The following is a 25,464-nucleotide window of genomic DNA, read 5'->3' on the forward strand; positions in this document are numbered from 1 at the left end:
GAGGCGACCCATGAGCAATTTTGCGCCCTTCCGCCGCGCAATGGCAGCACTGCAATGAACAGTTCACACCTTGTCCGCTACCTCACGGACCCCCGTGGCCCCGAGGAAGTTCTCCCGGTGCTGGAGCCTGCGGAACTCGCGGAGCTGCTGGACGCCCTCTACCAGAACCTTGATACGCCAGAGCCCGAGTTTGGCGCCGAGGCGTGGTACGAGATGGCAGTCGAGGAAAGCTGCCGCAGGGCCGCTTCGCCAGATGGAGCCAGCCAAAGACTGGCTTAGCCAGCGAGCCCCCGCCCGGGGCTCATCCCGGACAGCACGGAAATGCAACCCGCCCCTGCTCGATGCCGGGCACGGCAGTCAGGATTCTTCCGGGGCCTTTTCTGCAGCATCGCCTTTGCCCTCGGGCCGGCCCGGTTCGGCGTCGTGGGCGTGCGGGTGGTGTTCGTGGAACTCGTTGGGGACGTGTTCTTTCGCTTCCATCAGGTGCTGCTGCAGCTTTTCTTCCGCATCCCGGCGTCGCCTGGCAGTGTCCCGCAGTTCCCGGGTTCCTTCCGAGCCGCGGGGATCAAGATAGGCGGACCGCTGCTTCGCAGGCTGCTCCGCTGGCGAACTCCCGGCGGAGTAATCTTCCGGCCTGTCTTTCCCGGCGTCCTCGGTGCCCTGGCCGTCTTCCGGCCCGGCGGGCCGTGACTGTTCGTCCATTTCGGTTCCTCCTTTGTGGCAGCGCCCGTGAGGGCCGCCTCTGTTCCAGTGCACCATACGCGGCACCCGGAAGGCTGGGGGCGTTAGGCCCTGCCGCCCTCAGCCCGCTTGCGGACCTCCCGGCGCACCAGGGCTTGCAAGGCAGGGGCGGACGACGACGGGTCCAGGTCGAGTGCCGCCTGCAGCCTCTGCGACAGGATTTCCAGGTCCTCCGGCGGCACGTCCGACAGGCCTGCAAAGCGCTTGAAGAAACGTTTGGCGGGAAGTCCCGCCCGGCGTCGAGCATTTTTTTGCCGGGGACCGCCCGCCAAGTCCCTTGCCACCTGCAGCTTGTTTTCCATGGGTGCCGTTCATCGCGAATGCCGTGGCCAGCTGCATAAGCCGATTTCATGATACAACCGGCAAACCACGCAGGGCGTGATCTATATCACTCTGTGATGCTGGTGGTCAGTTCCAGCCCAGCAGCCTCAGCAGCGCCGCGGTTCCTGCCCCGGCGATAACCACCACCAGGAAAGGCGCCCGGAACGCCAGGGCCACCGCGGCCGCGGCCAGCGCACCCAGCCGCGCGTCGGCGGCCAGCGCCTGTCCGGAGGCCACGGCGTTGACCACGGTCAGCGAGGCGAGCAGCCCGATGGTCATGGTGCCGGCAATACGCGAGGCACGAGGGTCCGCCAGGAGCTTGGCAGGAACGAAATACCCCACGAGTTTCCACGCGTAGGCAAGGGCACACGCGATCAGCAGCCAGATCCACAGGCTCATGGGGCGGCCGCCCGGCCAGTGGTGTCGCCGCGCTCCGCGCCTGCCTGCGGTGCACTCCCGCGAGCGTGGCGGCCGGCCGGGTGCCCGTATGGCTCGATGTCCGGTTCGAGGCCTTCGTCACGCCGGCCGTGGCCTAGCCATCCCGCCAGCGCCGCCACCACAGCTGCCACCAGGATAGGGACCCCCGGCGGCACGAACGGCACGGCAATCACGGTGGCTACGGCGCACGCCACCGCGATCGCAACGGGCTCCCGGCCCTTTAGCCGCGGCCAGAGCAGTGCGAGGAACGCTGCCACGGCGGCGCCATCGAGTCCCCACTTCTTGGGATCGCCCAGGCCGCTCCCGGCCAGGGCGCCTACGAGCGTGAAGATGTTCCACAGCACATAAATGCCAATCCCGGCGGTCCAGAATCCGCGGCGCTGCTCGGCCGGATCCGTCTGTCCGGTGCTGGTGGCGGTGGACTCGTCGATGGTCAGCTGCGCACCCACGTACTTGCGCCAGCCGCTGGGCCTCAGCAGCGCGTTCAACTGCATGCCGTAGATGCCGTTGCGCATGCCCAACAAGGTGGCGGCGCTCATGGCCGCGATACCCGAGCCTCCTCCGGCAACGACACCGATGAACGCGAACTGCGAGCCGCCGCTGAACAGGAGCAGGCTCAGCGCCATGGTCTGCCACAGGTTGAGGCCGGACGTCACTGACAACGCCCCAAAGGAGATTCCATACAGGCCGGTAGCGATGCTGATGGAGATTCCCACCTTCACCGCGGGCGAGCCCGTCAGTTTCACGGCCGGCGTCCCGGCGGGCACCCTGGCGAGGCCGGCTTCCGCAGGCTCCAGGCCCACAGGATCAGTGGCGCCTGCAGCGGGAGCCGCAGCGAGTGGATCTTCCGGCGGCGGGGCGAACCCTCCGGACCGTACGCCCGCACCAGGGCGTCGACGTGCCCTGCCAGGAATGCGGTTAACATTCCGGTGAGGGCGGTGGCAGTCAGCTTCCGGGTAGGCGGGAGGAGGACGCCGACGGCGGCAGCCAGTTCCAGCAGCCCGCTCACCGCGATCCATTCGTCCCGGGAAAGGAGCGCCAGCGGGTGCTGGGGCACCTGAGGCAGACCGGGTTGCGGATCCACGCGGCAGAGGTATTCCGGAACAACGTCACGGAAGAAACCAGGGTCCCGGAAATGCTTGCCGGCACTGGCCAGCAGGAGGGCACCCATGGCAGCGGCGGACAAGCCTTGGAGTGGAAGGCAGTGCAAGGGCAGGACGTGCAAGGGCAGGACGTGCAAGGGCAGGCCCTGGACAGCGGGGCCGGACCGGGGAAAAGACATGGAACCACTCAACCACAGCAGGAGCCGGCGCTCGAAACCCGGCTGGCCCGGCCGCGGCGGGGCGGAAAAGAGGCGACGCGGGGCCTTTCCTTCAGGCCCAGGTCAGCGTGGAACTGCCGTAGCCCGGGGGCGGAGACGGATAGTCCAGGGGCCGGCCGCCGGAAAGCAGCGGCGGCCCAACGTAGCGGAGCACGCCGTAGGGGCTGTCCATGGTGCGGCACTCCGGTGCTGCCAGCTCCCCGCGGCCTGCCTCGGTGTCCGGCAACGCAAACAGTTCCTCCGCCGTCCGGGCCAGAGACAGGTGCGCAGCGGCGCCCACCCCCGCCTGCCTGCGGCTGTCCAGCAGGTGGATCACCGCCGCCGCCACGCCGTACCCTGTGGCGTGGTCCAGCGCCTGGACCGGGAGGGCACCCGGGCGCCAGCCGTCGTCGTCGTTCCTCCCGTACGCGCGGGCAATCCCGCAGGCGGCCTGGACAATGCTGTCGAAGCCGCGCAGGCCGCTCCAGTGCCCGGTCGTGCCCCAACTGTTGAGGGTAACCACCACCAGGCCCGGGTGTGCGGCCAGCAATTCCCGGGGGTTGAGCCCAAAACGGTCCAGGGCGGCGTGCCGGTAGCCGGTGACCACTACATCCGCGCCGGCCAGGAGCTGCCGCAGGCTGTGCTGGTTTGCCGGGAGGCCAAGATCGGCTTCCGCGCTGCGCTTGCCGAATGCCGTGTCCACGAACTGGTCCGCGATCTCGGGGAAAGCCGGCGGGTCGATCCGGAGGACATCCGCTCCGAGCGCGGCCAGCAAACGGGTGGCGACGGGCCCTGCGATAACCCGGGTCAGGTCCAGGACGCGGACGCCACCCAGGGGCCGGCCAACAGTGTGCCGACGACCCGGGGTTGTTGCGGCGACGTCAGCCAGGCCCAGGCCCGCCGTCGCACCATCGGCAAACTCCACAGCGGCCCAGGGTCCTTGGCCGGCGGCCCGGCCCATGTCCGTCGCCAGCCATTCGGTGCGGGTCCTTACGGCCGCAGCGATCCCGCCGTTGCCTTGGATGGCAGCTTCCGCCTGCAGCGACGGCATGGCGCGGAGTGCCTGGTCCGCGTCATCGGCGGAGGACGCCCCCAGCGCCTGCAGCAGCCGCTGCTCATGGTGCGGGTAGTTGGCGTGCAGCCGGATCCAGCCGTCCGCGGTGCGCCGGAAGCCCGACAGCGGCGCAAAGCCCTGCAGCTGGCGCCCCTCGATCCGCAGGTGCCCGAAGGAGTCGAAGGCTGCCGCCGTCAAGGCAGCGGAGGTGCTGAACCGGCCCGCGTCACCCGTGTACCGGTTCAGCGCCTCCGCCGCTGCCCCCACCGACTGCAGGGCCAGACCCTCCACGTCCAGCGGACCGGCCCACCACCTGCGCGGGAAGGATCCGCCGACGCCGCCCTCCGCCACGGCCGTCCTACTTCGCCTGCGGTGACGCCACGCGGAGCTGGCCCAGGACCCGGGCCGGCACATTGGTGGTGATCTCCTGGATGCCCAGGTCCTGGCACAGGTCAACGTCCTCCGGCGCGTCGACCGTCCAGACCCTGAAGCGCCGGCCGGAGTCCAGCCAGCGGCGGACGGTGTCCCGGCGTTCGCGGACATAGTCGATGCCGGGACCCGCCATGCCCACCAGGCAGTCGTCCAGGATTTGTTCGCCCTCAAGTTGGGTGGCCTTCATCAGGTTGGCGATCGCTCCGCCGGTAATCGGGCCCACGCCCAGTCCGCCGCGTATCTCGTGGACGGTGAGATCGTCCACGAGCTGGCAAATGTAGCGGGGCGGGACGGATTCCAGGAGGTGGCGGACTGAATCGGGGCTGAAACTCATGAAGGTCACGGCCACGTTGTCCAGCGTGGAGCTTTCCGGATCCCAGCCTTCGCTGCGGAGCACTTCCAGTACCCGGTCCTCCAGCTTGAGCTGGTAAGGGCTTGGATGCTTGAGCTCGATGGCCAGGCCCACGGGCCGCCCCGCACCGCGAAGGATGTCCAGGAGCTCCGGAAGGGTGAGGAACTGCTCGGAACGGGCGCCGTAGGCTTCGGGAATCCGCGCCCCCTTCCAGGACGAAAAGTCCAGCTGCCGCAGTTCGTGCAGGGTCCGGTCCGCCACCGGCCCCGTGCCGTCCGAGGTACGGTCCAGGTTGGCGTCGTGGAGCAGTACCACGTGCTGGTCCCGGGTCAGGTGGACATCGCACTCCACCCCGTCGGCCCCGTCAGCCAAGGCCTGCAGGTAGGCGGCGCGGGTATGTTCAGCGTAGGTGCCGCTGGAGCCCCGGTGGGCGTAGACCAACGGCCGTTGCGGCACAGACTCGTCAGTTGTCATGCTCACACGGTAGCGGACCGGCTTCCGCCTTCGGGGCTAGGCTTGGCACATGCAGGTGAACTCTGAGGCAACTACCGGGCACGCCGCGCAGGATGCACCAGCGGAGGCGACGCGGCAGGTGCGGCAGGGCACCTTGGCGGCAGGTGCCGTCGTCGCCCGCGATCCTGGCGCCGGTGACGCCGAAAAGGCGGCAGCGCTGCGGAAAATGAAGCTGCTGGCGCTGAGCCTGCTCATTGCCATGGCCGTGATCTTTGTCTTCGCGTTTGCCCTCCAGAAGGACTACCCGTGGTTGCAGTACGTGCGCGCAGCCGCCGAGGGGGGCATGGTGGGCGCGCTCGCCGACTGGTTTGCCGTCACTGCCCTGTTCAAATACCCCATGGGCATCAAGATTCCGCACACCGCGATCATCCCCCGCCGGAAAGACCAGATCGGCGCTTCCCTGGGCGAATTCGTGGAGACGAATTTTCTCTCCGAACAGGTGGTCCAGGACAAGCTGGCAAGCGTCAACATCGCCGGCCGTGCCGGCCAGTGGCTGGCCGCGCCGGGTGGTGCGGAGCGGGTGGCCAAGGAAGGTGCCGCCGTGATCCGCGGCGCCTTTAAGGTTTTGAATGACGACGACGTCCAAGCCGTCATCGAGGGCATGGTGCGCAAGCACCTGCTCACCCCGCCGTGGGGCCCGCCGGTGGGCAGGCTCGCCGAGCGGATCTTCCATGACGGTCACCACCACACCCTGGTGGACCTGATGGTGGACCGCGCCGCGGACTGGGTGGACGACAACCACGAGACCGTCAGCCGCCTGGTGTCCGACCGCTCCCCCACCTGGGTGCCGCAGTTCGTGGACGGGCTGGTGGGCGACAAGGTGTACGTAGAGATTCTGAAGTTCGTCCGGGCCGTCCAGGCCGACCCCAACCACCAGGTGCGGCAGTCGATCGACAAGTACCTGAACGACCTCGCGCAGGACCTTCAGCACGACCCGGCCATGATCGCCCGGGCCGAGGACATCAAGGCCCAGGTCCTGGGTGATCCCGAGGTGCGCGAACTCGCGTCCCGCACGTGGGGCACCGTCAAGAATGCGCTGCTCGGTGCCGTGGACGATCCCGACAGCGAACTCACCATCAAATTCAAGGCAGCCGTGCGGGATTTCGGGACCAGGCTGGTGGGCGACCCCGAACTGGCGGGAAAGGTCAACGCCTGGATCGGAGACGCCGCGGCCTACCTGGTGAAGACTTACCGCTCGGACATCGCCGGGGTCATCACGGACACGGTGGCCCGTTGGGATGCCGAGGAGACCTCGCAGAAGATCGAACTGCAGGTGGGCAAGGACCTGCAGTTCATCCGCATCAACGGCACGGTGGTGGGCTCCCTGGCGGGGCTTGCGATCTTCACAGTGGCGCAGCTCATCTTCGGGTAGCTTTCGCTCCCGCAGGTCCCGGGTGCGTTTGGCGCGTACGACGGCGGGATGAGGCTCGCACGCTCACGGCACCTTGGTTGCGCCACGACGTTGGGGCACCGGCAGCTGCTGGGGAGGGACTGGGCGGCAGGCCTAAATGTCAGTGCCTCGTTGGATCATGTGTTTATGGGAATCGGTTCTGATTTGGCGGTGGTGATGGAGGGTGTTTCTGCCTCTGTTGCTGCGCTCAGCGGGCTGGTTCGGGTGGATGGTTCCTTCGCTTCAGGTACCGGCACTGGCGCTGATGTGGATGTGTTGCAGCGGCGGTATGAGTTATGTCTGGGGCGGCTGGAGGTGGTGGCCCGGTTGGAGGCGCAGCTGGCGGCGGTGAAGGCGCGGGATGTGGCGGATGCGGTTGAGATCCAGCATGCTCTGCGTCCGCCGGACGCTCCGGTGGAGGAGCGCACGTTCGCGGAGATGTCGGTGGTGGAGGAGATCGCTGGGGTCCTGACCATCAGTTCGGGGGTTTCCGGGGCGCTGGTGGAGCAGTCCCGCCGGGTCTGCTCCCTGCCGCCTGTGGTCGAGGCCCTGTCCACGGGTGCGGTGTCGTGGCAGCACGCCCGGATCGTTGCCGACGAAACCGAAGGACTCACCCCCGACTCTGCCGCCGGCCTGGTGGCGCACTTCTTCGACCCTGACGCGCCCAACCCGGCCCGGGGCGCGGCGCCCGGTGACCTTGTCCCGTCCCGGTTCCGGGCGAAGGTCCGGGCCTGGCGGGAACGCCACCACCCCGAAACCCTGGAAAAACGCCATGCCAAGGGGGTGGCGGACCGGCGGATGGATTACGCCCCGGACCACGACGGGATGGCCTGGCTCTCGCTCTACCTGCCCGGGGACACCGCGTGCGCGATCTGGAACCGCAGCACCGCCACCGCCCGCGGCCTCCAAACCCCCGACGAGCCCCGCACCCTCACCCAGCTCCGCGCCGACGTCACCGCGTCCCTGCTCCTCGGCGCCGGAAACGCGACAGCCCCGGGCGAAGCTGCCGCAGATGCCGGTGCTATCGGCAAGATCCCCACGCCGCGGGCTGATGTCCTGGTCACGGTCCCGGTGTTCTCGCTGCTGGGCCTCACCGATGAGCCGGCCGTGCTGGACGGGATCGGGCCGATCCCGGCATCCATGGCACGAAAGCTCGTCGCCGGCGGCGCGGAATCGTTCTACCGGGTCCTGGTCGACCCCCGCGACGGGGCACCCCTGGAAATAGGCCGCACCCGCTACCGGCTCCCCGAGACCATCAAACAATGGATCCGGCTACGGGACCGCACATGCACCTTCCCCGGCTGCACCAACCACACCCCCGACAACGACACCGACCACCTCAACCCCTGGCACCACGGCGGCACCACCGGAACCCACAACCTGGCCCAACTCTGCCCCCGACACCACCGCCTCAAACACCACACCACCTGGACCCCCGACCCAGCCACCAAAAACGAACCACCCGGCTGGACCTCACCCACCGGCCGACACTACAAACCCGAACAACACGACCCCCAACCAACCCACTGGCCACCAGGAACCCTGCCGGCCAGAACTAAAGCAATGCCCGTCCAATTCCACGGCGAACAGGCAGGCATTGAAGACCTCCCGCCATGGGAACCGGACGACGCCAACCTCATAGACCTCAACGACCTGTCACCGGAAGACCCCCTGTGGGTAGAGTTCTTCGAGACGCCGTTCGCCCTGTCGGAGTGACTCCGGATCAGCCGGAGGTGAAGCTGGGGCGACTTCGGTTCAGCCGGATGTGACGCTGGGGCGACCCCGGTTCAGCCGAAGTAACCCAGGCCCGGTCAGAGTGACTCCGGTACAGCCGGACGTGACGCTGAGGCGATTCCGGTCAGCTGCGGTGCCGCTGGAGCAGCTAAGCCGGCATGCCCTACGGCTGCAGGCTCCTAGGCGAAGGACTCCAGCCCGACGCCGGCTGCCTCAAGCCCTGCCCTGATCCGGACCGCCATCTCTACGGCGTCAGGAGTCCCACCGTGAATGCACAGGGAGTCCGGCCGGACCGCAATGACAGTTCCGTCCGCGGCCGCCACTTCGCCTCGCGTAGCCAGGCGAACAGCCCGTTCGACAACCGCATCAACGTCGTACAGGACGGCATCGTCCTCGGAAAGCGGCACCAGGCTGCCATCGGCGCGGTAGGCACGGTCGGCGAAGGCCTCGACGAACACCGGGTGCCCCGCTTCCTTGGCCTGCTTGAGCAGCTCCGAGCCGGGGAAGCCCAGGATGGGCAGGCCGGGATCGTAGGCGTTGACGGCCGCCACCACGGCGGAGGCTTGCTCGGCGTCATGGATCACCGCTTCATACAGGGCTCCGTGCGGCTTGACGTAGTCCACAGAGGCACCCACCGCATGCGCTACGCCGTCGAGCGCCCCCAGTTGGTACAGCACGTCACCGAAGAGCTCATCAAAACTCATGTCCAGCGCGCGGCGGCCGTAGCCGGCCAGATCGCGGTAGCCGAGGTGGGCCCCGACGGTGACATCCAGTTCGTAGGCGGCCCTGCAGCTGTCCAGCATGGTGATGGGGTCACCGGCGTGGAGGCCGCACGCCACGTTTACGCTGGTGGCCACCTGGAACATCGCCGGATCGCCTCCTGCCGTCCAGGAGCCGAATGATTGCCCTACGTCAGCGTTGAGATCCAAGTGTGTTGCCTTCCAGCGTCAGGTTGTCCGGCGCGGCAGCGGCGGTCAGCTCGCCGGGAATGGTGTCCGGCATCGGCCCAAAAGCCTCGCGGGCGTTCCTGGCCACTGCGCGGCCCATCATGAGGTTACCGGCTCCACCCACAACAGCCCCTATCCCGAAGGGAAGGGCGCGGCCAAATAACGCAGTGCCCTGCCGCTTCAGGAGGTTCTTCAGGAAGGCCGACTGGATCCGCTTACGGACGCTCCCGAATCCCGGCACCACCATCGACTTGGACAGAACGCTCCCCCAGGCATTGCCTGCGCTGTTGCCGGCTGCCTGGCCGCTGAGGGTCCCCAGCAGCGCAGTGCCCTCTTCGCCGAGCATGATGGCCATGACCATGGTGCCGGCTTTCTCCGGGTTGGTCAGCCTGATGCCGTGCAGTTCAGCCAGCGACGTTGCGTAAAGGGCCGTGGCTTCCAGGAAGCCAACGGTGGCGGCCGCGGAAAGTCCCAGCGACGCCACGGTTCCAACGCCGGGGACGACGGCGGTGGCACCCACCAGGGCGCCTCCTCCGGCTACAGCCCGGAGGTAGTCGCGTTCCGCGATGTCTGCCAACTGCGCGGCTGTTGCCCGCGGATGCTTCTTCTGGAGCCTCCGGATGTAGCCCACCACCAATGGCCGCTGGATCTGCACGGCCTTCAGGAGCATGTTGTGAACGCCGGGCTTGGGCTTGCCCTGGGCGTCAAACATCGCGTTATGGGCGGTTTCCTGTGCGATACGGAGTGCGGGGTTGCTGCGCCGGGCCATGGTCACCTTCATTCAAATCGACCTGCAGCGCGTGGCTGCCGTGTCATCCCATCCTAAGTGGATAAACACTAAGCATGCTTACACTTTTTGGGCCGGCTCTTCTGCGTCCGCGCGTTCGCCGCGGCGACCGGCGGCCTCGTCGGCCCGAAGCTCGGCCCGGAAGACCTCGAAGCGGGCCAGGTGCGCGGGACGGCGCCGGAGAATGGCCCACGCCACGCCGAGGATGACGAACCAGACGGGAGTCACCAGCAGGGCAGCGAGCGTGTCGGGCTGGGTGGTCAGGGCCCAGAGAACGAAGGCGAAGAACGCGTACACCACCCACACGGCGGGGATGCCACCGGGCATCTTGAACTTCGAGGCCGCGTGCAGGTGCGGGCGGCGACGCCGGAAAGAGATGTAGCTCGCGAGGATGATCGACCAGACAAAGACGAAGCAGACGGCCGACACGGTGGTCACCATTTCAAAGGCCATGCCAACATCCTGGCCCGCATACATGAGTACGACGCCGGACAGCAGCAGGACGCAGGACAGGAACAGCGCGTTGCTGGGCACCTTCCTCGTGGAGAGCCGGCTGAAGACACCGGGGGCGTCGCCTTCCTGGGCCAGGCCGAAGACCATGCGGGACGTGGAGTAGATGCCGGAGTTCGCAGAGGACATCGCCGAAGTGAGGACCACCAGGTTGACCACCGTGGCCGCGGCGCCGAGGCCGGCCAGGGAGAACATCCCGATGAAGGGGCTGTGGCCGGCGGCGAACTGGGTCCACGGGGTGACTGCCATGAGGATGACCAGCGCGCCGACATAGAAGAGCAGCACGCGGACGGGGATGGCGTTGATGGCCCTGGGCAGCGTGCGCTCGGGATTCTTGGCCTCGGCGGCGGTGGTGCCCACCAGTTCGATGCCCACGAAGGCGAATACTGCAATCTGGAATCCGGCCACGAAGCCCATGAACTCATTGGGGAAGAACCCGCCATGGCTCCACAGGTTGGTGAAGCTAGCCGTGCCTGCGTCGCTCTGGAAACCGGTGAAGATCATGAAAAGTCCCACGATGATCAGGGCCGCGATGGCGACGATCTTGATGAGGGCGAACCAGAACTCTGTCTCGCCGAACGCCTTGACCGTGGCGAGGTTCAGCAGCAGCAGGATGCCCACCGTGGCCAGGCCCGGGATCCAAAGCGGCAGCGCCGGCCAAAGTTCTTTTGAGTACCCGGCGATGGCGATGACGTCCGCGATTCCGGTGATCACCCAGCAGAACCAGTACGTCCACCCGGTGAAGAAGCCTGCCCACGGACCCAGGAGGTCGGCGGCGAAATCACTGAAGGACTTGTAGTTCAGGTTGCTCAGCAGCAACTCGCCCATGGCCCGCATGACGAAGAAAAGCATGAAGCCGATGATCATGTACACGAAGATCACGGAAGGTCCGGCGGCGGAAATGGTCTTGCCGGAACCCATGAACAGGCCTGTGCCGATCGCGCCACCAATGGCGATGAGCTGGATATGCCGGTTGGTGAGTTGCCGTTCCAGGTGGGGAGGCCCGCTGCGGGCCGCCGTGGCAGCACCCTGGCCGCGGGCTGGTTCGCTGTTGGACGTGGGGGGATGAATCGCCATGAGGAACTCCATCGATAAAGCGGCTTTTGGAGCCGCAAAGATTTGGTTCCTCCCCGCTCTGTTGTGGACCTGAGAGTTTCCGCAGCCAAAGCCGCTTGCACCGTCGGTGAGCCAAGGTCATGCCCGGCTGCTTTCCAGAGTTGCCTGTCCGCGGCGGTACGTGGGCCTGGGAGTTTCCTGGGGAGGGTTTGCTCCTACGGCGCCTGCTGGGTGTACCCGGCAGGACTCTCCCGCCGCAGGTCGAAGGCGTATTCAGTTGGAGGTCGGCGGCTTTTTGGGCCGCCGCCGGGCATGCACGGGACAGGCGCCGACTGGTAGGCCGCTCCGGATACGCTGAGCCAGCCACCGGCGGCGCCAATCCCGGGTTCAGTGTGGTGTCCGTCACGATCGAATGTCAAACCCCTTTCGACACAAGCGGGGAACGAAGGCATCACGCGCCCAGTCAAGCCCCTCACCGAACCTGCCCGATTTGCCACGGACGGGTCTATCCCGGTACCTTGTGAGCCGAATCACCCACATTTGAATAAGCCTTTCGAGCTGTGACGGGAGAGTCCTCCCGGCGAAACACCGGTCAGGCGCCGTAGGAGCAAATCCTCCCCAGGAATCTCTCAGGCCCCCGTACCGTCACGGCGAGGCGACTCTGGAAAGCAACCAGGCTCCGGCCTGGTTCACCGACGGTGCAAGCGGTCCCCTGCCAACAGCAGGCAACGCGGAATCTCTCAGGTCCAATACAGAGCGGGGAGGAACCCATCCCACGCCGTGCCACCCTGGCCGGCCAGACCTGGAGTTCCTCATGACGATTCATTCGCATCCAACATCCTTCGTGGACCGCCATATCGGCGCGCGCCGCCAGGCCGACATCGACACCATGCTCAAGGCCATCGGCTACGACAGCCTGGATGGCCTGGTTGACGTGGCCGTCCCCGCGCCCATCCGCCAGGAAACTGCGCTCAAGCTGACCGGCGCCCTCAGCGAGGTTGAAGTCCTCACGGAACTGCGGAAGCTTGCCGCCAAGAACAAGACGGCAGTCCAGATGATCGGCCAGGGTTACTACGACACCGTGACGCCGCCGGTGATCCGCCGCAACATCCTGGAATCCCCGGCCTGGTACACCGCCTACACGCCCTACCAGCCGGAAATCTCGCAGGGCCGGCTTGAGGCGCTGCTGAACTTCCAGACCATGGTGCAGGACCTGACGGCGCTCCCGATAGCCAACGCTTCCTTGCTGGATGAAGCCACCGCCGTGGCCGAGGCCGTGCTGCTGATGCGCCGCGCCAACAAGTCCGCGGCAGCCAAGGACGGCAAGACTGTCCTGGACATCGACGTACTTCCGCAGACCATCGCTATTGTCAGGGGCCGTGCGGAGGCGCTGGGCTTCGAGGTGGAGGTCGCGGACCTGTCCAAGGGCCTGCCCGAGGGTGCCATCAACGGCATCGTGCTGCAGCAGCCCGGCGCCTCCGGCCGCGTATGGGACCAGTCCGCCGTCATCACCGCTGCCAAGGACCGCGGCGCGCTGGTCACCGTGGCTGCGGACCTGCTGGCCCTGACACTGATCACACCTCCGGGCGAGCAGGGCGCGGACATTGCCGTCGGCTCCACCCAGCGTTTTGGCGTGCCGCTGTTCTTTGGGGGGCCGCACGCCGCCTACATGGCCGTCCAAAAGGGGATGGAACGTACCGTCCCGGGCAGGATCGTCGGCGTCTCCAAGGACAACGCCGGCACGCCTGCCTACCGGTTGGCCCTGCAGACCCGCGAGCAGCACATCCGCCGCGAGAAGGCCACGTCCAACATCTGCACCGCCCAGGCGCTGCTGGCCATCGTGTCCTCCTTCTACGCCGTTTACCACGGCCCCGACGGCCTGAAGGCGATCGCAGAGACCGTCCACAACAAGGCCAGGGTCCTGGCAACAGCACTCACGTCACTGGGCCGCGAACTGGTCACGGACTCCTTCTTCGACACCCTCACCGTCCGCGTTCCGGGCAAGGCCGCCAAGGTGGTCACCGCCGCTGAAGCCCGCGGCATCAACCTGCGCTTCATCGATCCGGACACGGTAGGCGTCTCCGTTGATGAGACGACGACGGCGGCAACACTTTCCGCCGTCGCCGTCGCCTTTGGCGCCGGTCCGGTGGGTGACGCTCAGGGATTCGAACTGCCCGACACTATTTTGCGCACCTCGGCCTATCTGCAGCACCCGGTGTTCAATACGCACCGGTCTGAAACCCAGTTGCTGCGTTACATCCGGAAGCTCTCGGACCGTGACCTGGCGCTGGACCGGACGATGATTCCGTTGGGTTCGTGCACCATGAAGTTGAACGCGACGGCCGAGATGGAGGCCATCTCCTGGCCGGAGTTCGCCTCGATCCACCCGTTCGCCCCGGACTCCCAGACCGAGGGCTGGCGCGAACTCATCACCGGCCTGGAAGCGGACCTGGCCACGATCACCGGGTATGACCAGGTCTCCATCCAGCCCAACGCGGGCTCCCAGGGCGAGCTCGCAGGGTTGCTCGCGATTCGCGGCTACCACCACTCCCGCGGCGAGCAGCAGCGCACCGTCTGCCTGATCCCGGCCTCGGCGCACGGCACCAACGCCGCCTCCGCCGTCCTCGCCGGCATGAAGGTCGTCGTCGTGGCCACCGCCGCTGACGGCACGATCGACCACGAGGACCTGACGGCCAAGATCGAGGCCAACAAGGACGTCCTGTCGGCCATCATGATCACCTACCCCTCCACCCACGGCGTCTTCGACGGGGACGTCCGCGAAGTCTGCGAAGCCGTCCACGCCGCCGGCGGCCAGGTCTACATCGACGGGGCCAACCTGAACGCCCTGGTGGGGCTGGCCCAGCCGGGCCGGTTCGGCGGGGACGTGTCCCACCTGAACCTGCACAAGACCTTCTGCATCCCGCACGGCGGCGGGGGACCCGGCGTCGGGCCCGTTGCCGCCAAGGCGCACCTGGCACCGTTCATGCCGGGCGATGCGAACAAGGCCGCGCACGAACCCGGGCACGGGGTGGCGATCTCGGCGTCCCGGTTCGGTTCGGCCGGTGTGCTGCCGATCTCGTGGGCGTACGTGAAGCTGATGGGCGGGCAGGGCCTGACCGAGGCCACCAAGTCCGCGCTGCTGGCCGCGAACTATGTCGCGTCCCGCCTGAACGAGTACTTCCCGGTCCTCTACACCGGCGAAGGCGGCCTGGTGGCGCACGAGTGCATCCTGGACCTGCGCGAACTCACCGCGAAGACCGGCGTGACGGCCGAGGACGTGGCCAAGCGGCTGATCGACTTCGGGTTCCACGCCCCCACCCTGTCCTTCCCCGTCGCGGGCACCCTCATGGTGGAACCCACCGAGTCCGAGGACCTCGCCGAGATCGACCGCTTCATCGAGGCCATGATCACCATCCGCCAGGAAATCGACCAGGTGGCCAACGGCGACATCACCCTGGAGGCATCCCCGGTGCGCAACGCACCCCACACTGCGGCCGCCGTCGTCAGCTCTGACTGGGACCGCGCCTACCCGCGGGAGCAGGCGGCCTTCCCCGTTGCCTCGCTCCGCCAGGACAAGTATTTCCCGCCCGTCGGCCGGATCGACGGCGCCGCCGGCGACCGGAACCTGGTCTGCTCCTGCCCGCCCCTCGAAGCGTTCGAGACTTCGACAAGCTCAATCACCGGATTGGAAGACTGATTCCCATGACCGAGAACTACACCGCTCTTTTCGAGCAGCACAAGAAGGCCGGGGCCTCGTTCACGGACTTCGGCGGCTGGCAGATGCCGCTCAAGTACGAGTCTGAACTCGCGGAACACCACGCCGTCCGCAAGGCCGCCGGGCTGTTCGACCTCTCCCACATGGGAGAAGTCTGGGTCACCGGCCCCGACGCCGCCGCGTTCCTGGACTACGCCCTGGTGGGCAAGATCTCCGCGGTCGCCATCGGCAAGGCAAAGTACTCGCTGATCTGCAACGAAGACGGCGGCATCATCGACGACCTCATCACCTACCGCCGGCCATCCCCCGAAGAGGGCGTTGACAGGTACCTGGTGGTGCCCAACGCGGGCAACGCCGCAGTGGTGGCCAAGGAACTCCTGGAACGCTCCGCCGCCTTCGACGTCACTGTGGAGGACGCCTCCGCCAACACCTCGCTGATCGCCGTCCAGGGACCGAATTCCGAAGCGATCCTCCTGACGCTGGTCCCGGCCGAACAGCACGCACTGCTCACCGGGCTCAAGTACTACGCCGCCGTGGAGGTGGGCATCGCCGTCAACGGCACGGTCCAAGACCTGCTCGTGGCCCGGACCGGCTACACCGGCGAGGACGGGTTCGAGATCTATGTTCCCAACCTGGACGCGCCCGCGCTGTGGGAGGCACTGCTCCAGGCCGGCGAAGGCTCCGGCCTGGTGCCCGCCGGCCTCGCCGCCCGCGACTCGCTCCGCCTCGAAGCCGGGATGCCGCTCTACGGCAACGAACTCTCCCGCTACGTCAACGCTTACGCGGCAGGCCTGGGCCCCGTGGTGTCGCTGGCCAAGGAAGGCGACTTCGTGGGCAAGGACGCCCTGGCAGCCATCAAGGCCGCCGGAGTCGGATCAACCATCGGGCAGAAGCTGGTGGGCCTCAGGGGTGCCGGACGCCGCGCCGGCCGCGCCCATTACCCCGTCCTTAAGGACGGAACCCTGGTGGGCGAAGTAACCTCCGGCCAGCCCTCCCCCACCCTCGGATACCCCATCGCCATGGCCTACGTCGAGGTCGAATTTGCTGAAGTCGGCACCGTCCTTGACATTGACCTCCGCGGAAAGCCCGAGCGCTTCGAAGTGGTCCCCCTCCCGTTTTACAGGCGCCAGAAGTAGCTTCCGGGGCTGGGTTCGGCCAGGGGGCCGCACCCGCAGGACCCAACGCCCGCTCACTTCTTGCGGGCATCAACCCAACGCCCGCTCACTTCTTGCGGGAATCAACCCAACGCCCGCTCACTTGTTGCGGGAATCAACCCAACGCTTTCTCACTTTCTCAACACGAACCCAAGGAAACACACATGGCAAAAGTTGTAGCTGAACTGAAATACTCTGCCGAGCACGAATGGGTTGCTGTGGACGGATCCGGGCCTGCGGGGATCGGGATTTCCGCCGTGGCTGCCGACGCGTTGGGCGACATCGTCTACGTGGATCTGCCCGAGGTCGGCTCCATCGTCACGGCCGGCGAAACCTGCGGCGAGGTGGAATCCACCAAGTCCGTCTCCGACCTCTACGCCCCGGTCACCGGCGAGGTCACCGAGATCAACGACGGCGTGGTCTCGGACCCCGCCCTGATCAACAGCGATCCCTACGGTGCAGGCTGGCTCTTCAAGGTGTCCGTCACCGAGGAAGGCCCGCTCATGTCCGCCGAGGAATACGCCGCAGCAAACGGCGGCGAGCTGTGAGCGCCCCGGCAGAAGTGGGCGCCTTCGATCAGGTGGCCTCCCCCAGCCTGAACGCCGACCTGTCCGTCCTGGACCCTGAGGTTGCCGCCAGGATCGACGACGAGCTTGGCCGCCAGCGCGACGGCCTGGAAATGATCGCCTCCGAGAACCACACGGCCGCCGCCGTCATGCAGGCCCAAGGCTCAGTCCTGACCAACAAGTACGCCGAGGGCTACCCGGGCAAGCGCTACTACGGCGGCTGCGAACACGTCGACGTGATCGAGCAACTGGCGATCGACCGGGTGAAGGCCCTGTTCGGCGCGGAGTACGCCAACGTCCAGCCGCACTCCGGAGCGCAGGCCAACGCCTCCGTGATGCACGCCCTGATCAAGCCCGGCGACACCATCATGGGCCTGAACCTGGCGCACGGCGGCCACCTCACGCACGGCATGCGCATCAACTTCTCCGGCAAGCTCTACAACGTGGTGCCGTACCAGGTCCGGGAGGACACCCACACCATCGACATGGCCGAGGTGGAACGCCTGGCCCAGGAGCACAAGCCGCAGCTCATCGTGGCCGGCTGGTCCGCCTACGCCCGCCAGCTGGATTTCGCCGAGTTCCGCCGGATCGCCGATTCCGTGGGCGCGTACCTGATGGTGGACATGGCGCACTTCGCCGGGCTGGTCGCAGCAGGCCTGCACCCGAGCCCGGTGCCGCACGCGCACGTCACCACCTCCACCACGCACAAGACCCTCGCCGGTCCGCGCGGCGGGATCATCCTGAGCAACGACGCCGACATCGCCAAGAAGATCAACTCGGCAGTGTTCCCGGGACAGCAGGGCGGCCCGCTGGAACACGTCATCGCCGGCAAGGCGGTGGCCTTCAAGATCGCCGCCACCGAAGAGTTCCGCGAACGCCAGGAACGTGTGCTCGCCGGCGCGCGCCTGCTGGCAGAACGCCTGGTCCAGCCGGACGTTGTGGCAAAGGGCATCAGTGTGGTCTCCGGCGGCACCGACGTGCACCTGGTCCTTGTCGACCTGCGCAACTGCGAACTTGACGGACAGCAGGCCGAGGACCGGCTCGCCGCGATCGACATCACCGTCAACCGCAATGCCGTGCCCTTCGACCCGCGCCCGCCCATGGTCACCTCAGGCCTGCGCATCGGCACCCCGGCGCTGGCCACCCGCGGCTTCGGCGAGGACGCCTTCCGGGAGGTTGCGGACATCATCGCCGAGGCATTGACGGCCGACGCCGGCGCGGACCTTTCCGGGCTCCGTCACCGCGTCGAGGCCCTCGCCACAGCCCACCCGCTTTACCCAGGCATCGCGCCCCTGTCCTGACCCTGGTTCCGACAGGCTCAACGTACAGTCGTTGAGCCTGTCGGAGCGCCTTTCGAGCAAACAAAGGAAACTACCATGACATTGGCACCTGAAGGCCGGAAGATGCTGCGGATCGAGCAGCGCAATGCTGCCGTTCCGGTGGAGCGGAAGCCGGAATGGATCAAAGCCAAGGTCCAGATGGGCCCGGAGTTCGTCGGGCTGAAGAACCTGGTCAAAAAGGAAGGCCTGCACACCGTCTGTGAAGAGGCCGGCTGCCCGAACATCTTCGAATGCTGGGAAGACAAGGAAGCGACCTTCCTGATCGGCGGGTCCGAATGCACCCGCCGCTGCGACTTCTGCCAGATCGACACCGGCAAACCCTCCCCCGTGGACATGTTCGAACCCACCAAGGTGGCCCGCTCCGTCCAGTCCATGCAACTGCGCTACGCCACCGTCACCGGTGTGGCCCGCGACGACCTCGAAGACGAAGGCGTCTGGCTCTACGCCGAAACCGTCCGCAAGATCCACGAACTGAACCCCGGCACCGGCGTGGAACTGCTCATCCCCGACTTCTCCGGCAACCCCGACCACATCAAAGCGATCTGCGACTCCGCCCCCGAAGTCTTCGCCCACAACGTCGAAACCGTGCCCCGGATCTTCAAACGCATCCGCCCCGCGTTCCGCTACGACCGCTCCCTGGACGTCATCACCCAAGGCCGCAACATGGGCATGGTCACCAAATCCAACCTCATCCTGGGCATGGGCGAAACCCGCGAGGAAATCTCCGAAGCCCTCCGCGACCTCCACGAAGCCGGCTGCGACCTGATCACCATCACCCAATACCTCCGCCCCTCCGAACGCCACCTCCCCGTGGACCGCTGGGTCAAACCCCAGGAATTCGTGGACCTCCAGCACGAAGCCCAGGACATCGGCTTCCTCGGCGTCATGTCCGGCCCCCTGGTCCGCTCCTCCTACCGCGCCGGCCGCCTCTGGGCCACCGCCATGCGCAAAAAAGGCCGCGACATCCCCGCCGAACTCGCCCACATCGCCGACGGCATCCAAGACTCCGGCACCACCCGCCAGGAAGCCAGCACCCTCCTGGCCGGGTAATCCAGGACGGGGTTCCGGCCGGCCCTGCCCAGGGTGGTTGTCCCGGCCGGAACGCCCCTAGACTTGGCCTATGCCCACGCCCAAAGCTTTGCGGCCGTTTGCCCATCGCGAGTACCGTGTGCTGATTGCGGCCCTGGCCATCTCGATTTTCGGGTCCGGGATGTGGGCCGTGGCCATGGTCTACCAGGTGATCCACCTGGGTGGCGGCCCATTGGACCTCTCCCTGGTGGCAGCGGCGGGCAGCGTTGGCCTGGTGGCCTTCGTCCTGGCCGGCGGGATCGCGGCCGACCGGGTCCCCCAGCGCCGCCTCATCATCGCCGTGGAAGGCGCCAACCTTGCAGTGATCGCCGCCATCAGCGGGCTGGCGATCGCCGGTTGGCTGGAATTGTGGCACGTGGCGGTGGGCGCGTTCGTGCTGGGGGTGGGTGCGGCGTTCTTCTTCCCGGCGTACTCAGCCATCCTGCCGCGCATCCTGCCACCGGAGGACCTGCTGGCGGCCAACGGCATGGAAGGGTCCATGCGGCCGGTTTTGCAACAGGCGGCCGGGCCCGCGGCGGCCGGCGTCCTGGTGGCAGCGCTCTCGCCGTCGCACGCAGTAACCGCGGTTGCCGGTTGCCACTTCGCGGCTTTCGTCATCCTGAACTTCCTGCGCCCCCAGGAACGCCCGGACACCCGCGGCGAAGGCGGGGAAGCGGCGGAAGGCGCGGAACGCCGTCGGCAATCCTTCATCCGGGACTTGCGTGAGGGCGTCAGCTACACCGTGCGCACCCCTTGGCTCCTGTGGACACTCCTGTGGGCCTGCATCTCGGTGCTGTTCCTGATCGGCCCCATCGAGGTGCTGCTCCCGTTTGTGGTCCGCGACCAGCTCGGCGGGGATTCAAGCGCGTTCGGGTTCCTGCTCGCCATCATGGGCGTCGGCGCTGCCTTGGGCTCGCTGCTCACCGCGTCCTTCCGGCTGCCGCGGCGGTACCTCACGGTCATGATGGTGTCCTGGGGTGCCGGCAGCCTTCCCCTGGCCGCGATCGGCGTGATGGACAACTTCTGGGCGGTCGGCGCGGCCCTCTTCGTGTTCGGTGCCACCGGCAGCGTCGGCATGGTCATCTGGGGCACCCTGCTCCAGAGACGCGTGCCGCCGCACCTGCTGGGAAGGATTTCCAGCCTGGACTTTTTTGTGTCGCTGGCCCTGATGCCGGTCTCCATGGCGCTGGCAGGACCGGCGGCGGAGGTACTGCCCATCTGGCTGATCTTCCTCGTGGCCGGCGGCGTGTGCCCCGTCGTGGCGGTGGTGGCCATGGCAGCCGCCGACATGTCCCGCGATGAACGCGCGCACCCGCTGGACGCGGCACTCCAGGTGGAAGGGGCGACGACGGCAGGAGACTAGGGCGGCGGGCGCACCACCGTCTCCTCCCGCCGTCGGACCCACCCGGGTGCCCGGCAGGGGCCTAGCTGTGGCCGCGGACCACCGGGATGCTCGCCGTCGGAAGGCCGCTGGGGAAGACCGTCGGTTCAGGAATGGCCACCGGCTCCAGCGGGACCTGCACGCCCTGCGCCGCTGCGAGGACCCGCTGGCCCCGGACGTCAATTTCCAGGGGTTCACCTTCCTGCACGGTGAGAGTGATGGAACCGGACGCGAGCTGGACCAGCAACAGCCGGCCTCTGACCTTCAGGTGGAAGGCCAGCGAATCCCACTCCGCGGGCAGGCGCGGATCGAAGAACGGGACCGGCCCTTGGTCCCGCAAGCCTGCGAAGCCGCACACCAGGGAGGACCACACGCCGCCCGTGGAGGCGATGTGGACGCCGTCGATCGTATTGCCGTGGGTGTCGTCCAGGTCGATGAACGCGGCACTGGTGAAGTGGTCCAGGGCTTCCTTTGAATACCCCACCTCGGCCGCCATGATCCCCTGCACGCAGGCGGACAGGGTGGAGTCGCCGGTGGTGATGGGATCGTAGAAGTCGAAGGCCCGCTGCTTCTCCCGTGCCGTGAAGTCCTGCCACTGGAGGAACATGGCCAGGACCGTGTCCGCCTGCTTGAGGACCTGGTGGCGGTAGATCACCAGCGGGTGGAAGTGCAGCAGCAGGGGGTACTTGGACCGCGGGGTGGTCCAGTCCCAGGCTTCCAGGGTCATGAAGTCGTTGTCCTGGGAGTGCACCTGCAGGTCCTCATCGAAGGGCAGCTGCATCCGGTTGGCGGCCTGCTCCCAGAGCTCCCGCTCGGCGTCGTCGATCCCGGGGTGGTCCAGCGCCGCGGCGACCCGCAGGTTGAAACGGGCCATCACGTTCGTATAGAGGTTGTCGTTCACCACGGCCGTGTATTCGTCGGGCCCGGTGACGCCATGGATGTGGAAAAGGCCGTCCTTGCCGAAGAAGCCCAGGGAGATCCACATCCGGGCCGTCTCGATGAGCAGTTGGGCACCCATTCCGTCCCGGAAGGCGGCATCGCCGGTGGCCCAGAGGTACCTGTTGGTGGCGAAGGCGATCGCGGCCGCGATGTGGAACTGGGCCGTTCCGGCAGCGTAATAGGCACTTGCTTCGAGTCCGTTGATGGTGCGCCACGGGAAGAGTGCACCGTCAACGCTCAGTTCCTTGGCGCGGATCTTGGCCTCTGGCAGCATGCCGTGGCGGAACTCCAGGACCTGCCGCGCGCCGTCGGGGTTGGTGTAGGTGAGGTAGGGCAGCAGGTATACCTCCTGGTCCCAGAAGTAGTGCCCCTCGTAGCCGGAGCCGGTTACTCCCTTGGCGGGAATGCCGGCAACATCGGCGCGGGCCGTCGCCTGGGCCAGCTGGAAGAGGTTCCACCGGATGGCCTGCTGAAGCCCCGGGCTGCCGCCGCCCACCACAATGTCGGACGTGGCCCAGTAGCCGCGGTAGTGGGCCATGCTCTCGGCGAAGATTTCGTTCACCGGGCGAAGGGCTTCCTCGGCCACCGCGGCTGCATCGACGTTCGGGTCCTGGACGCGGCGGCCGGCGGCGTAGCTGACGCTCTTTTCCAGCCGGAAGGGTTCGTCCGGCTCCACTGCCAGGACATACCGGACGCTGCTGTCATCCTGGTCCACCAGGGTTTCGAAAGGCTGGTGCCCCGCAGAGGTCCAGTGGTCCACGGCCAGGCCCACCCGTTGCTTTGATTCTGCGGCCTCCCACGAGAGGCGCAGCGAACCGTCGCCGCCGTCAAGGTTTACGGGCAGCAGTACCCGTCCGGCGTGGCGGCCGGACCGGCGCGGATCGTGCACGGAGTGGTCCTCCACCGGCTGGTCCTGGCGGTTGATCACCTGGGAGGTGACGTCCAGCGAAACCAGCCGGTCCGTGGCCACTTCCAGCGAGATGCCGAGGCAGCCGCGGGACTCGAAGCCGACGGCGCGCCGTTCAGTGGTGGTCACGGCGGCCCCGGACCGGCACTGCCAGGTGATGCGGCATTCGTAGATTCCGGTGGAAAAGTCCACGGCGCGCCGGTATTCCAGGACCTCGGACTCGGCGAGGCTGAGGCTTTCGCCGTCCACCACCACCGCGAAGTTGTTGGCATCCGGAACGTAGATGATGCGTTGCCCGGTCCGGGCAAAGCCAAAGGCGTTTTCCGCGTGCTTGATGTCCCAAATTTCATGCAGCCCGTTGATGAAGCTGCCGGGCAGGCCGCCATCCGCCGCCGCCCAGTGGGCGCCGCGGATACCCAGGTGCCCGTTTCCCAGGGCAAAGAGTGTTTCGAGGGTGCCTGCGCCACCAGCCTCGTGGCGGGTTTCGACGAGTTGCCAGGGGGTGTCGGGGAACCGTTCGCGGTCCGCGGTAATGACTGCCATGGTGGGGATCCTTTTGGCCTTGCTGGGTGCCGCCGGGGGGCGGGCACGAGGTATTCGGGGAGAATGCGCTGCTCGGATGGGTGCCACTTGGGGGGTAGCGGCACCGGTAGCCCGGGGGGAACGGGCATCACCGGCTTAGGGGATGAGTTCCTGAAGGTCATTGACCACCAAGGTGGCACCGGCGTCCAGGAGCGTCTGCCGGCCGGCGCCCCGGTCCACCCCAATGACGGAGTGGAACGACCCGGCCCGTCCGGCCTGCACCCCGGACACGGCGTCTTCAACCACCACGCACTCGGCGCTGGAGAGGTCCAGCAGTTTCGCGGCGTATTCGTAGGTGGCAGGGCTCGGCTTGCCGGGCAGGCCCTGTTCCGCGGCAACCACCCCGTCCACCACGACCGGGAAGTGGTGGCTGAGCCCGGCCGCCTGCAGGACGGCGGGCGCGTTCCGGGAGGACGAGACGACGGCGACTTTGAGTCCCTGCGCCAGCACCGCTTCGAGGAACCGCACCGAGCCGTCGAAAGGTTCGACGCCGGCGCTGACGATGTCGTTGAAGATCCCGTTCTTCCGGTTGCCCAGGCCCTGGACCGTTTCGTGGGCGGGGTCGTCGTCGAGCGGGCCTTCGGGCAGGGTGATACCGCGGGACGAAAGGAAGTCCCGCACCCCGTCGAAGCGGGGTTTGCCGTCAATATGGTCGAAGTAGTCGCTTTCGCGGTACCCGGGAACGTCCGGATGCGAGGCCAGGTAGCCGTCGAAGAGTTCCTGCCACGCGCGCTCATGCACTGTGGCTGTGGGCGTCAGTACTCCGTCGAGGTCGAACAGGATTGCGGCGGCGCCGGTCCAGTCGGTAGTCCCGGGTGACGTGAGGTGTGTCATCAGCGGTGCGGTGTCCTTTCAGTCTGCGGACAGCCGGCCCCGCCGGTGCGGCCACAGGAGGCTCCCGTGCGCACGCGCACAGCAGCATCTCCGTGTCCGCCCACTGCAGGACCGATCATGGCCACAGACGAGTGTAAGCGCTTGCAAATTTGACTGGCAACTGTTTTTTCCCGGCCCGGCAGCACCGGGCGGAGTTCAGCGCAGCACGTAGTGGCGCAGGAATGCGCTGATGTCCACCATCTCGGCTTTGGACATGGCGTGCCCCATGCCCGGGTAGGTCCGGGCCGTCAGCAACGTGTTGGCAGCCAGCCACTCGGCGGTGTAGGCAGTGGCGTCCTCATTGATCACCAGGTCCGCCTTGTCCCGCCCCCAGAAGAACGGCGGTTTGGTGTCGAAGGAGTCCATCGTGGACAGGAGTTCGTTGTTGAGCACGAAGCCGGACAGTCCCACCACGGCCTTGTAGTCATCGGGGTGCAGCCGCATGAGGGTGCTTGCCATCGCCATCCCCTGGGAGTACCCCATCAGGGTGACGCTGCTGTGCTGGTCCTTGACCGATCCGATCCAGGCCCGCACGGAGGTGGCCGCGGAGATAACGTCCGCAAAGTCGTTGGCCAGGAAGTAGTCCAGCAGGAACCATCCCCAGTGGTCCCCGACGGGCATGGGAGCACGCAGCGCGGCGAACGTGAACTCCTGGGGCAGGTACTCGAAGAGGCGCACCATCCGGGACTCGTCCGTGCCGTAGCCGTGCATCATCACCAGCAAGGGGGTGCCGGCGCGCAACTCTTCCGGCTTGGACCACACAACTGTTTCCACCGGACCAGCCTAGCGAGGCGTGCACGCCGCCCCGGCGCGGTGATTGAATCCGGAATCGCCGGGAGGTAGCGTGTCGCCTGACAGACAGCATGCTTAGCAGTGGCACCATACGCACCACCATCACCGCAATGCCCTACCAGCGCCGCGCAGGACGCGGCTATAAGGAGCACGTCATGAGAATTGGCTCGTCTATCTTCCTCATCGCCCTCGGCGCCATCCTTGCCTGGGCCGTGGCTCCAGGGCTGATCCCGTTCGTGGACCAGCAGCTGGTGGGCTACATCCTGATCGCCGTGGGCGTGATTGGGTTGATCGCCTCGCTGATCCTGGCCTCCCCCGGCCGGAGCCGCCGCGTCAGCGAGTCCCGTTCGGTCATCGATCCCAACACGGGCGAGCGCATCACCCGGCACGAAACCCGCGACGGCGGCATCTAGCCACAGCGAATCCCGGAACGAGAGTCCGGAGTAAGCCATGAACCCGGAGAGCCGGGCTGGACCATCCCAGGTCCGGCCCGGCTTTCCTGCGTCAACAAGGGCCCCTCCCCAACCGATTTTGTTTCGTGTGGGTTTCCATTGACAAACCAACATAAGCAA

23 protein-coding genes and 2 riboswitches are annotated in these 25,464 nt (G+C 67.0%); of the genes, 10 read left to right on the forward strand and 13 right to left on the reverse strand.

The window, feature by feature from the left end; genetic code table 11:
• Window positions 1–54: 54 nt before the first annotated feature.
• A complete protein-coding gene (locus tag DFO47_RS07225; RefSeq protein ID WP_133831178.1) occupies window positions 55–279 on the forward strand; it encodes a hypothetical protein in 225 nt (74 codons plus the stop codon).
• A gap of 78 nt (window positions 280–357) precedes the next feature.
• Here DFO47_RS07225 and DFO47_RS07230 read toward each other — a convergent pair whose 3' ends face one another.
• The 7 genes from DFO47_RS07230 to DFO47_RS07260 all read right to left on the reverse strand — a co-directional run bounded on the left by DFO47_RS07230 (window position 358) and on the right by DFO47_RS07260 (window position 5,112).
• Window positions 358–702 (reverse strand): hypothetical protein, encoded by a 345-nt coding sequence (locus tag DFO47_RS07230; protein WP_133831179.1) that lies wholly within the window; start codon window positions 700–702, stop codon window positions 358–360.
• Window positions 703–785: 83 nt separating this feature from the next.
• Window positions 786–1,043 (reverse strand): hypothetical protein, encoded by a 258-nt coding sequence (locus DFO47_RS07235; RefSeq protein ID WP_018763037.1) that lies wholly within the window; start codon window positions 1,041–1,043, stop codon window positions 786–788.
• Window positions 1,044–1,149: 106 nt separating this feature from the next.
• Entirely contained in the window at window positions 1,150–1,461 is a 312-nt protein-coding gene (locus DFO47_RS07240; protein WP_018763036.1) for an AzlD domain-containing protein, read from the reverse strand.
• Window positions 1,458–2,246 carry an AzlC family ABC transporter permease gene (locus tag DFO47_RS07245; protein WP_133831180.1) on the reverse strand — a complete coding sequence of 263 codons (789 nt, stop codon included), beginning with the start codon at window positions 2,244–2,246 and terminating at the stop codon, window positions 1,458–1,460. Before DFO47_RS07245 ends, DFO47_RS07240 begins: the two co-directional genes overlap by 4 nt.
• Complete coding sequence (locus DFO47_RS07250) at window positions 2,243–2,671, reverse strand: hypothetical protein (protein ID WP_133831441.1); 429 nt, start codon at window positions 2,669–2,671, stop codon at window positions 2,243–2,245. Before DFO47_RS07250 ends, DFO47_RS07245 begins: the two co-directional genes overlap by 4 nt.
• A gap of 202 nt (window positions 2,672–2,873) precedes the next feature.
• Complete coding sequence (locus DFO47_RS07255) at window positions 2,874–4,205, reverse strand: CoA transferase (RefSeq protein ID WP_133831181.1); 1,332 nt, start codon at window positions 4,203–4,205, stop codon at window positions 2,874–2,876.
• Window positions 4,206–4,212: 7 nt separating this feature from the next.
• Window positions 4,213–5,112, reverse strand: a complete 900-nt coding sequence (locus DFO47_RS07260) for a glycerophosphodiester phosphodiesterase family protein (protein WP_133831182.1) — start codon at window positions 5,110–5,112, stop codon at window positions 4,213–4,215.
• Window positions 5,113–5,161: 49 nt separating this feature from the next.
• Here DFO47_RS07260 and DFO47_RS07265 point away from each other — a divergent pair, with 49 nt between their 5' ends.
• Window positions 5,162–6,523, forward strand: coding sequence for a DUF445 domain-containing protein (locus DFO47_RS07265; protein ID WP_133831183.1), 1,362 nt, complete (start codon window positions 5,162–5,164; stop codon window positions 6,521–6,523).
• Window positions 6,524–6,688: 165 nt separating this feature from the next.
• A complete protein-coding gene (locus DFO47_RS07270; protein ID WP_243835377.1) occupies window positions 6,689–8,257 on the forward strand; it encodes an HNH endonuclease signature motif containing protein in 1,569 nt (522 codons plus the stop codon).
• 197 nt (window positions 8,258–8,454) lie between these two features.
• Here the strand turns inward: DFO47_RS07270 and DFO47_RS07275 are convergent, their stop codons facing one another.
• The 3 genes from DFO47_RS07275 to cycA form a co-directional block, all read right to left on the reverse strand.
• Window positions 8,455–9,204, reverse strand: coding sequence for a 5-oxoprolinase subunit PxpA (locus DFO47_RS07275; RefSeq protein ID WP_133831184.1), 750 nt, complete (start codon window positions 9,202–9,204; stop codon window positions 8,455–8,457).
• The gene (locus DFO47_RS07280; protein WP_018763955.1) at window positions 9,188–9,991 is read right to left on the reverse strand and encodes a hypothetical protein; all 804 of its coding nucleotides are present in this window, start codon (window positions 9,989–9,991) and stop codon (window positions 9,188–9,190) included. The genes DFO47_RS07275 and DFO47_RS07280 overlap by 17 nt, the downstream gene beginning before the upstream one ends.
• A gap of 78 nt (window positions 9,992–10,069) precedes the next feature.
• Entirely contained in the window at window positions 10,070–11,596 is a 1,527-nt protein-coding gene (gene cycA / locus DFO47_RS07285; RefSeq protein ID WP_133831185.1) for a D-serine/D-alanine/glycine transporter, read from the reverse strand.
• Between the two features lie 144 nt (window positions 11,597–11,740).
• A riboswitch (glycine riboswitch) is annotated at window positions 11,741–11,839 on the reverse strand.
• Window positions 11,840–12,129: 290 nt separating this feature from the next.
• A riboswitch (glycine riboswitch) is annotated at window positions 12,130–12,230 on the forward strand.
• 159 nt (window positions 12,231–12,389) lie between these two features.
• Here cycA and gcvP point away from each other — a divergent pair.
• The 6 genes from gcvP (at window position 12,390) to DFO47_RS07315 (ending at window position 20,781) form a co-directional block, all read left to right on the forward strand.
• Window positions 12,390–15,272 carry an aminomethyl-transferring glycine dehydrogenase gene (gene gcvP / locus DFO47_RS07290; protein WP_133831186.1) on the forward strand — a complete coding sequence of 961 codons (2,883 nt, stop codon included), beginning with the start codon at window positions 12,390–12,392 and terminating at the stop codon, window positions 15,270–15,272.
• A 5-nt stretch (window positions 15,273–15,277) separates the two neighbouring features.
• Window positions 15,278–16,426, forward strand: coding sequence for a glycine cleavage system aminomethyltransferase GcvT (gene gcvT / locus DFO47_RS07295; protein ID WP_133831187.1), 1,149 nt, complete (start codon window positions 15,278–15,280; stop codon window positions 16,424–16,426).
• 182 nt (window positions 16,427–16,608) lie between these two features.
• On the forward strand, window positions 16,609–16,992 hold the full coding sequence (gene gcvH, locus DFO47_RS07300) for a glycine cleavage system protein GcvH (protein ID WP_018763959.1): 384 nt from the start codon (window positions 16,609–16,611) through the stop codon (window positions 16,990–16,992).
• Window positions 16,989–18,311, forward strand: coding sequence for a serine hydroxymethyltransferase (gene glyA / locus DFO47_RS07305; protein WP_133831188.1), 1,323 nt, complete (start codon window positions 16,989–16,991; stop codon window positions 18,309–18,311). The genes gcvH and glyA overlap by 4 nt, the downstream gene beginning before the upstream one ends.
• 75 nt (window positions 18,312–18,386) lie before the next feature.
• Complete coding sequence (gene lipA / locus DFO47_RS07310; RefSeq protein WP_133831189.1) at window positions 18,387–19,400, forward strand: lipoyl synthase; 1,014 nt, start codon at window positions 18,387–18,389, stop codon at window positions 19,398–19,400.
• Window positions 19,401–19,470: 70 nt separating this feature from the next.
• Complete coding sequence (locus tag DFO47_RS07315) at window positions 19,471–20,781, forward strand: MFS transporter (RefSeq protein ID WP_133831190.1); 1,311 nt, start codon at window positions 19,471–19,473, stop codon at window positions 20,779–20,781.
• A 61-nt stretch (window positions 20,782–20,842) separates the two neighbouring features.
• Here DFO47_RS07315 and DFO47_RS07320 read toward each other — a convergent pair whose 3' ends face one another.
• The 3 genes from DFO47_RS07320 to DFO47_RS07330 all read right to left on the reverse strand — a co-directional run bounded on the left by DFO47_RS07320 (window position 20,843) and on the right by DFO47_RS07330 (window position 24,874).
• Entirely contained in the window at window positions 20,843–23,188 is a 2,346-nt protein-coding gene (locus DFO47_RS07320; protein ID WP_018763709.1) for a glycosyl hydrolase family 65 protein, read from the reverse strand.
• A 135-nt stretch (window positions 23,189–23,323) separates the two neighbouring features.
• Window positions 23,324–24,061, reverse strand: coding sequence for an HAD-IA family hydrolase (locus DFO47_RS07325; RefSeq protein WP_133831191.1), 738 nt, complete (start codon window positions 24,059–24,061; stop codon window positions 23,324–23,326).
• A 195-nt stretch (window positions 24,062–24,256) separates the two neighbouring features.
• The gene (locus DFO47_RS07330; protein ID WP_133831192.1) at window positions 24,257–24,874 is read right to left on the reverse strand and encodes a phospholipase; all 618 of its coding nucleotides are present in this window, start codon (window positions 24,872–24,874) and stop codon (window positions 24,257–24,259) included.
• Window positions 24,875–25,047: 173 nt separating this feature from the next.
• Here DFO47_RS07330 and DFO47_RS07335 point away from each other — a divergent pair, with 173 nt between their 5' ends.
• Complete coding sequence (locus DFO47_RS07335) at window positions 25,048–25,305, forward strand: DUF6458 family protein (protein WP_018763712.1); 258 nt, start codon at window positions 25,048–25,050, stop codon at window positions 25,303–25,305.
• The last annotated feature ends 159 nt before the right edge of the window (window positions 25,306–25,464 follow it).

Source organism: Arthrobacter sp. AG258, from assembly GCF_004364695.1.
Lineage (GTDB): Bacteria > Actinomycetota > Actinomycetes > Actinomycetales > Micrococcaceae > Arthrobacter.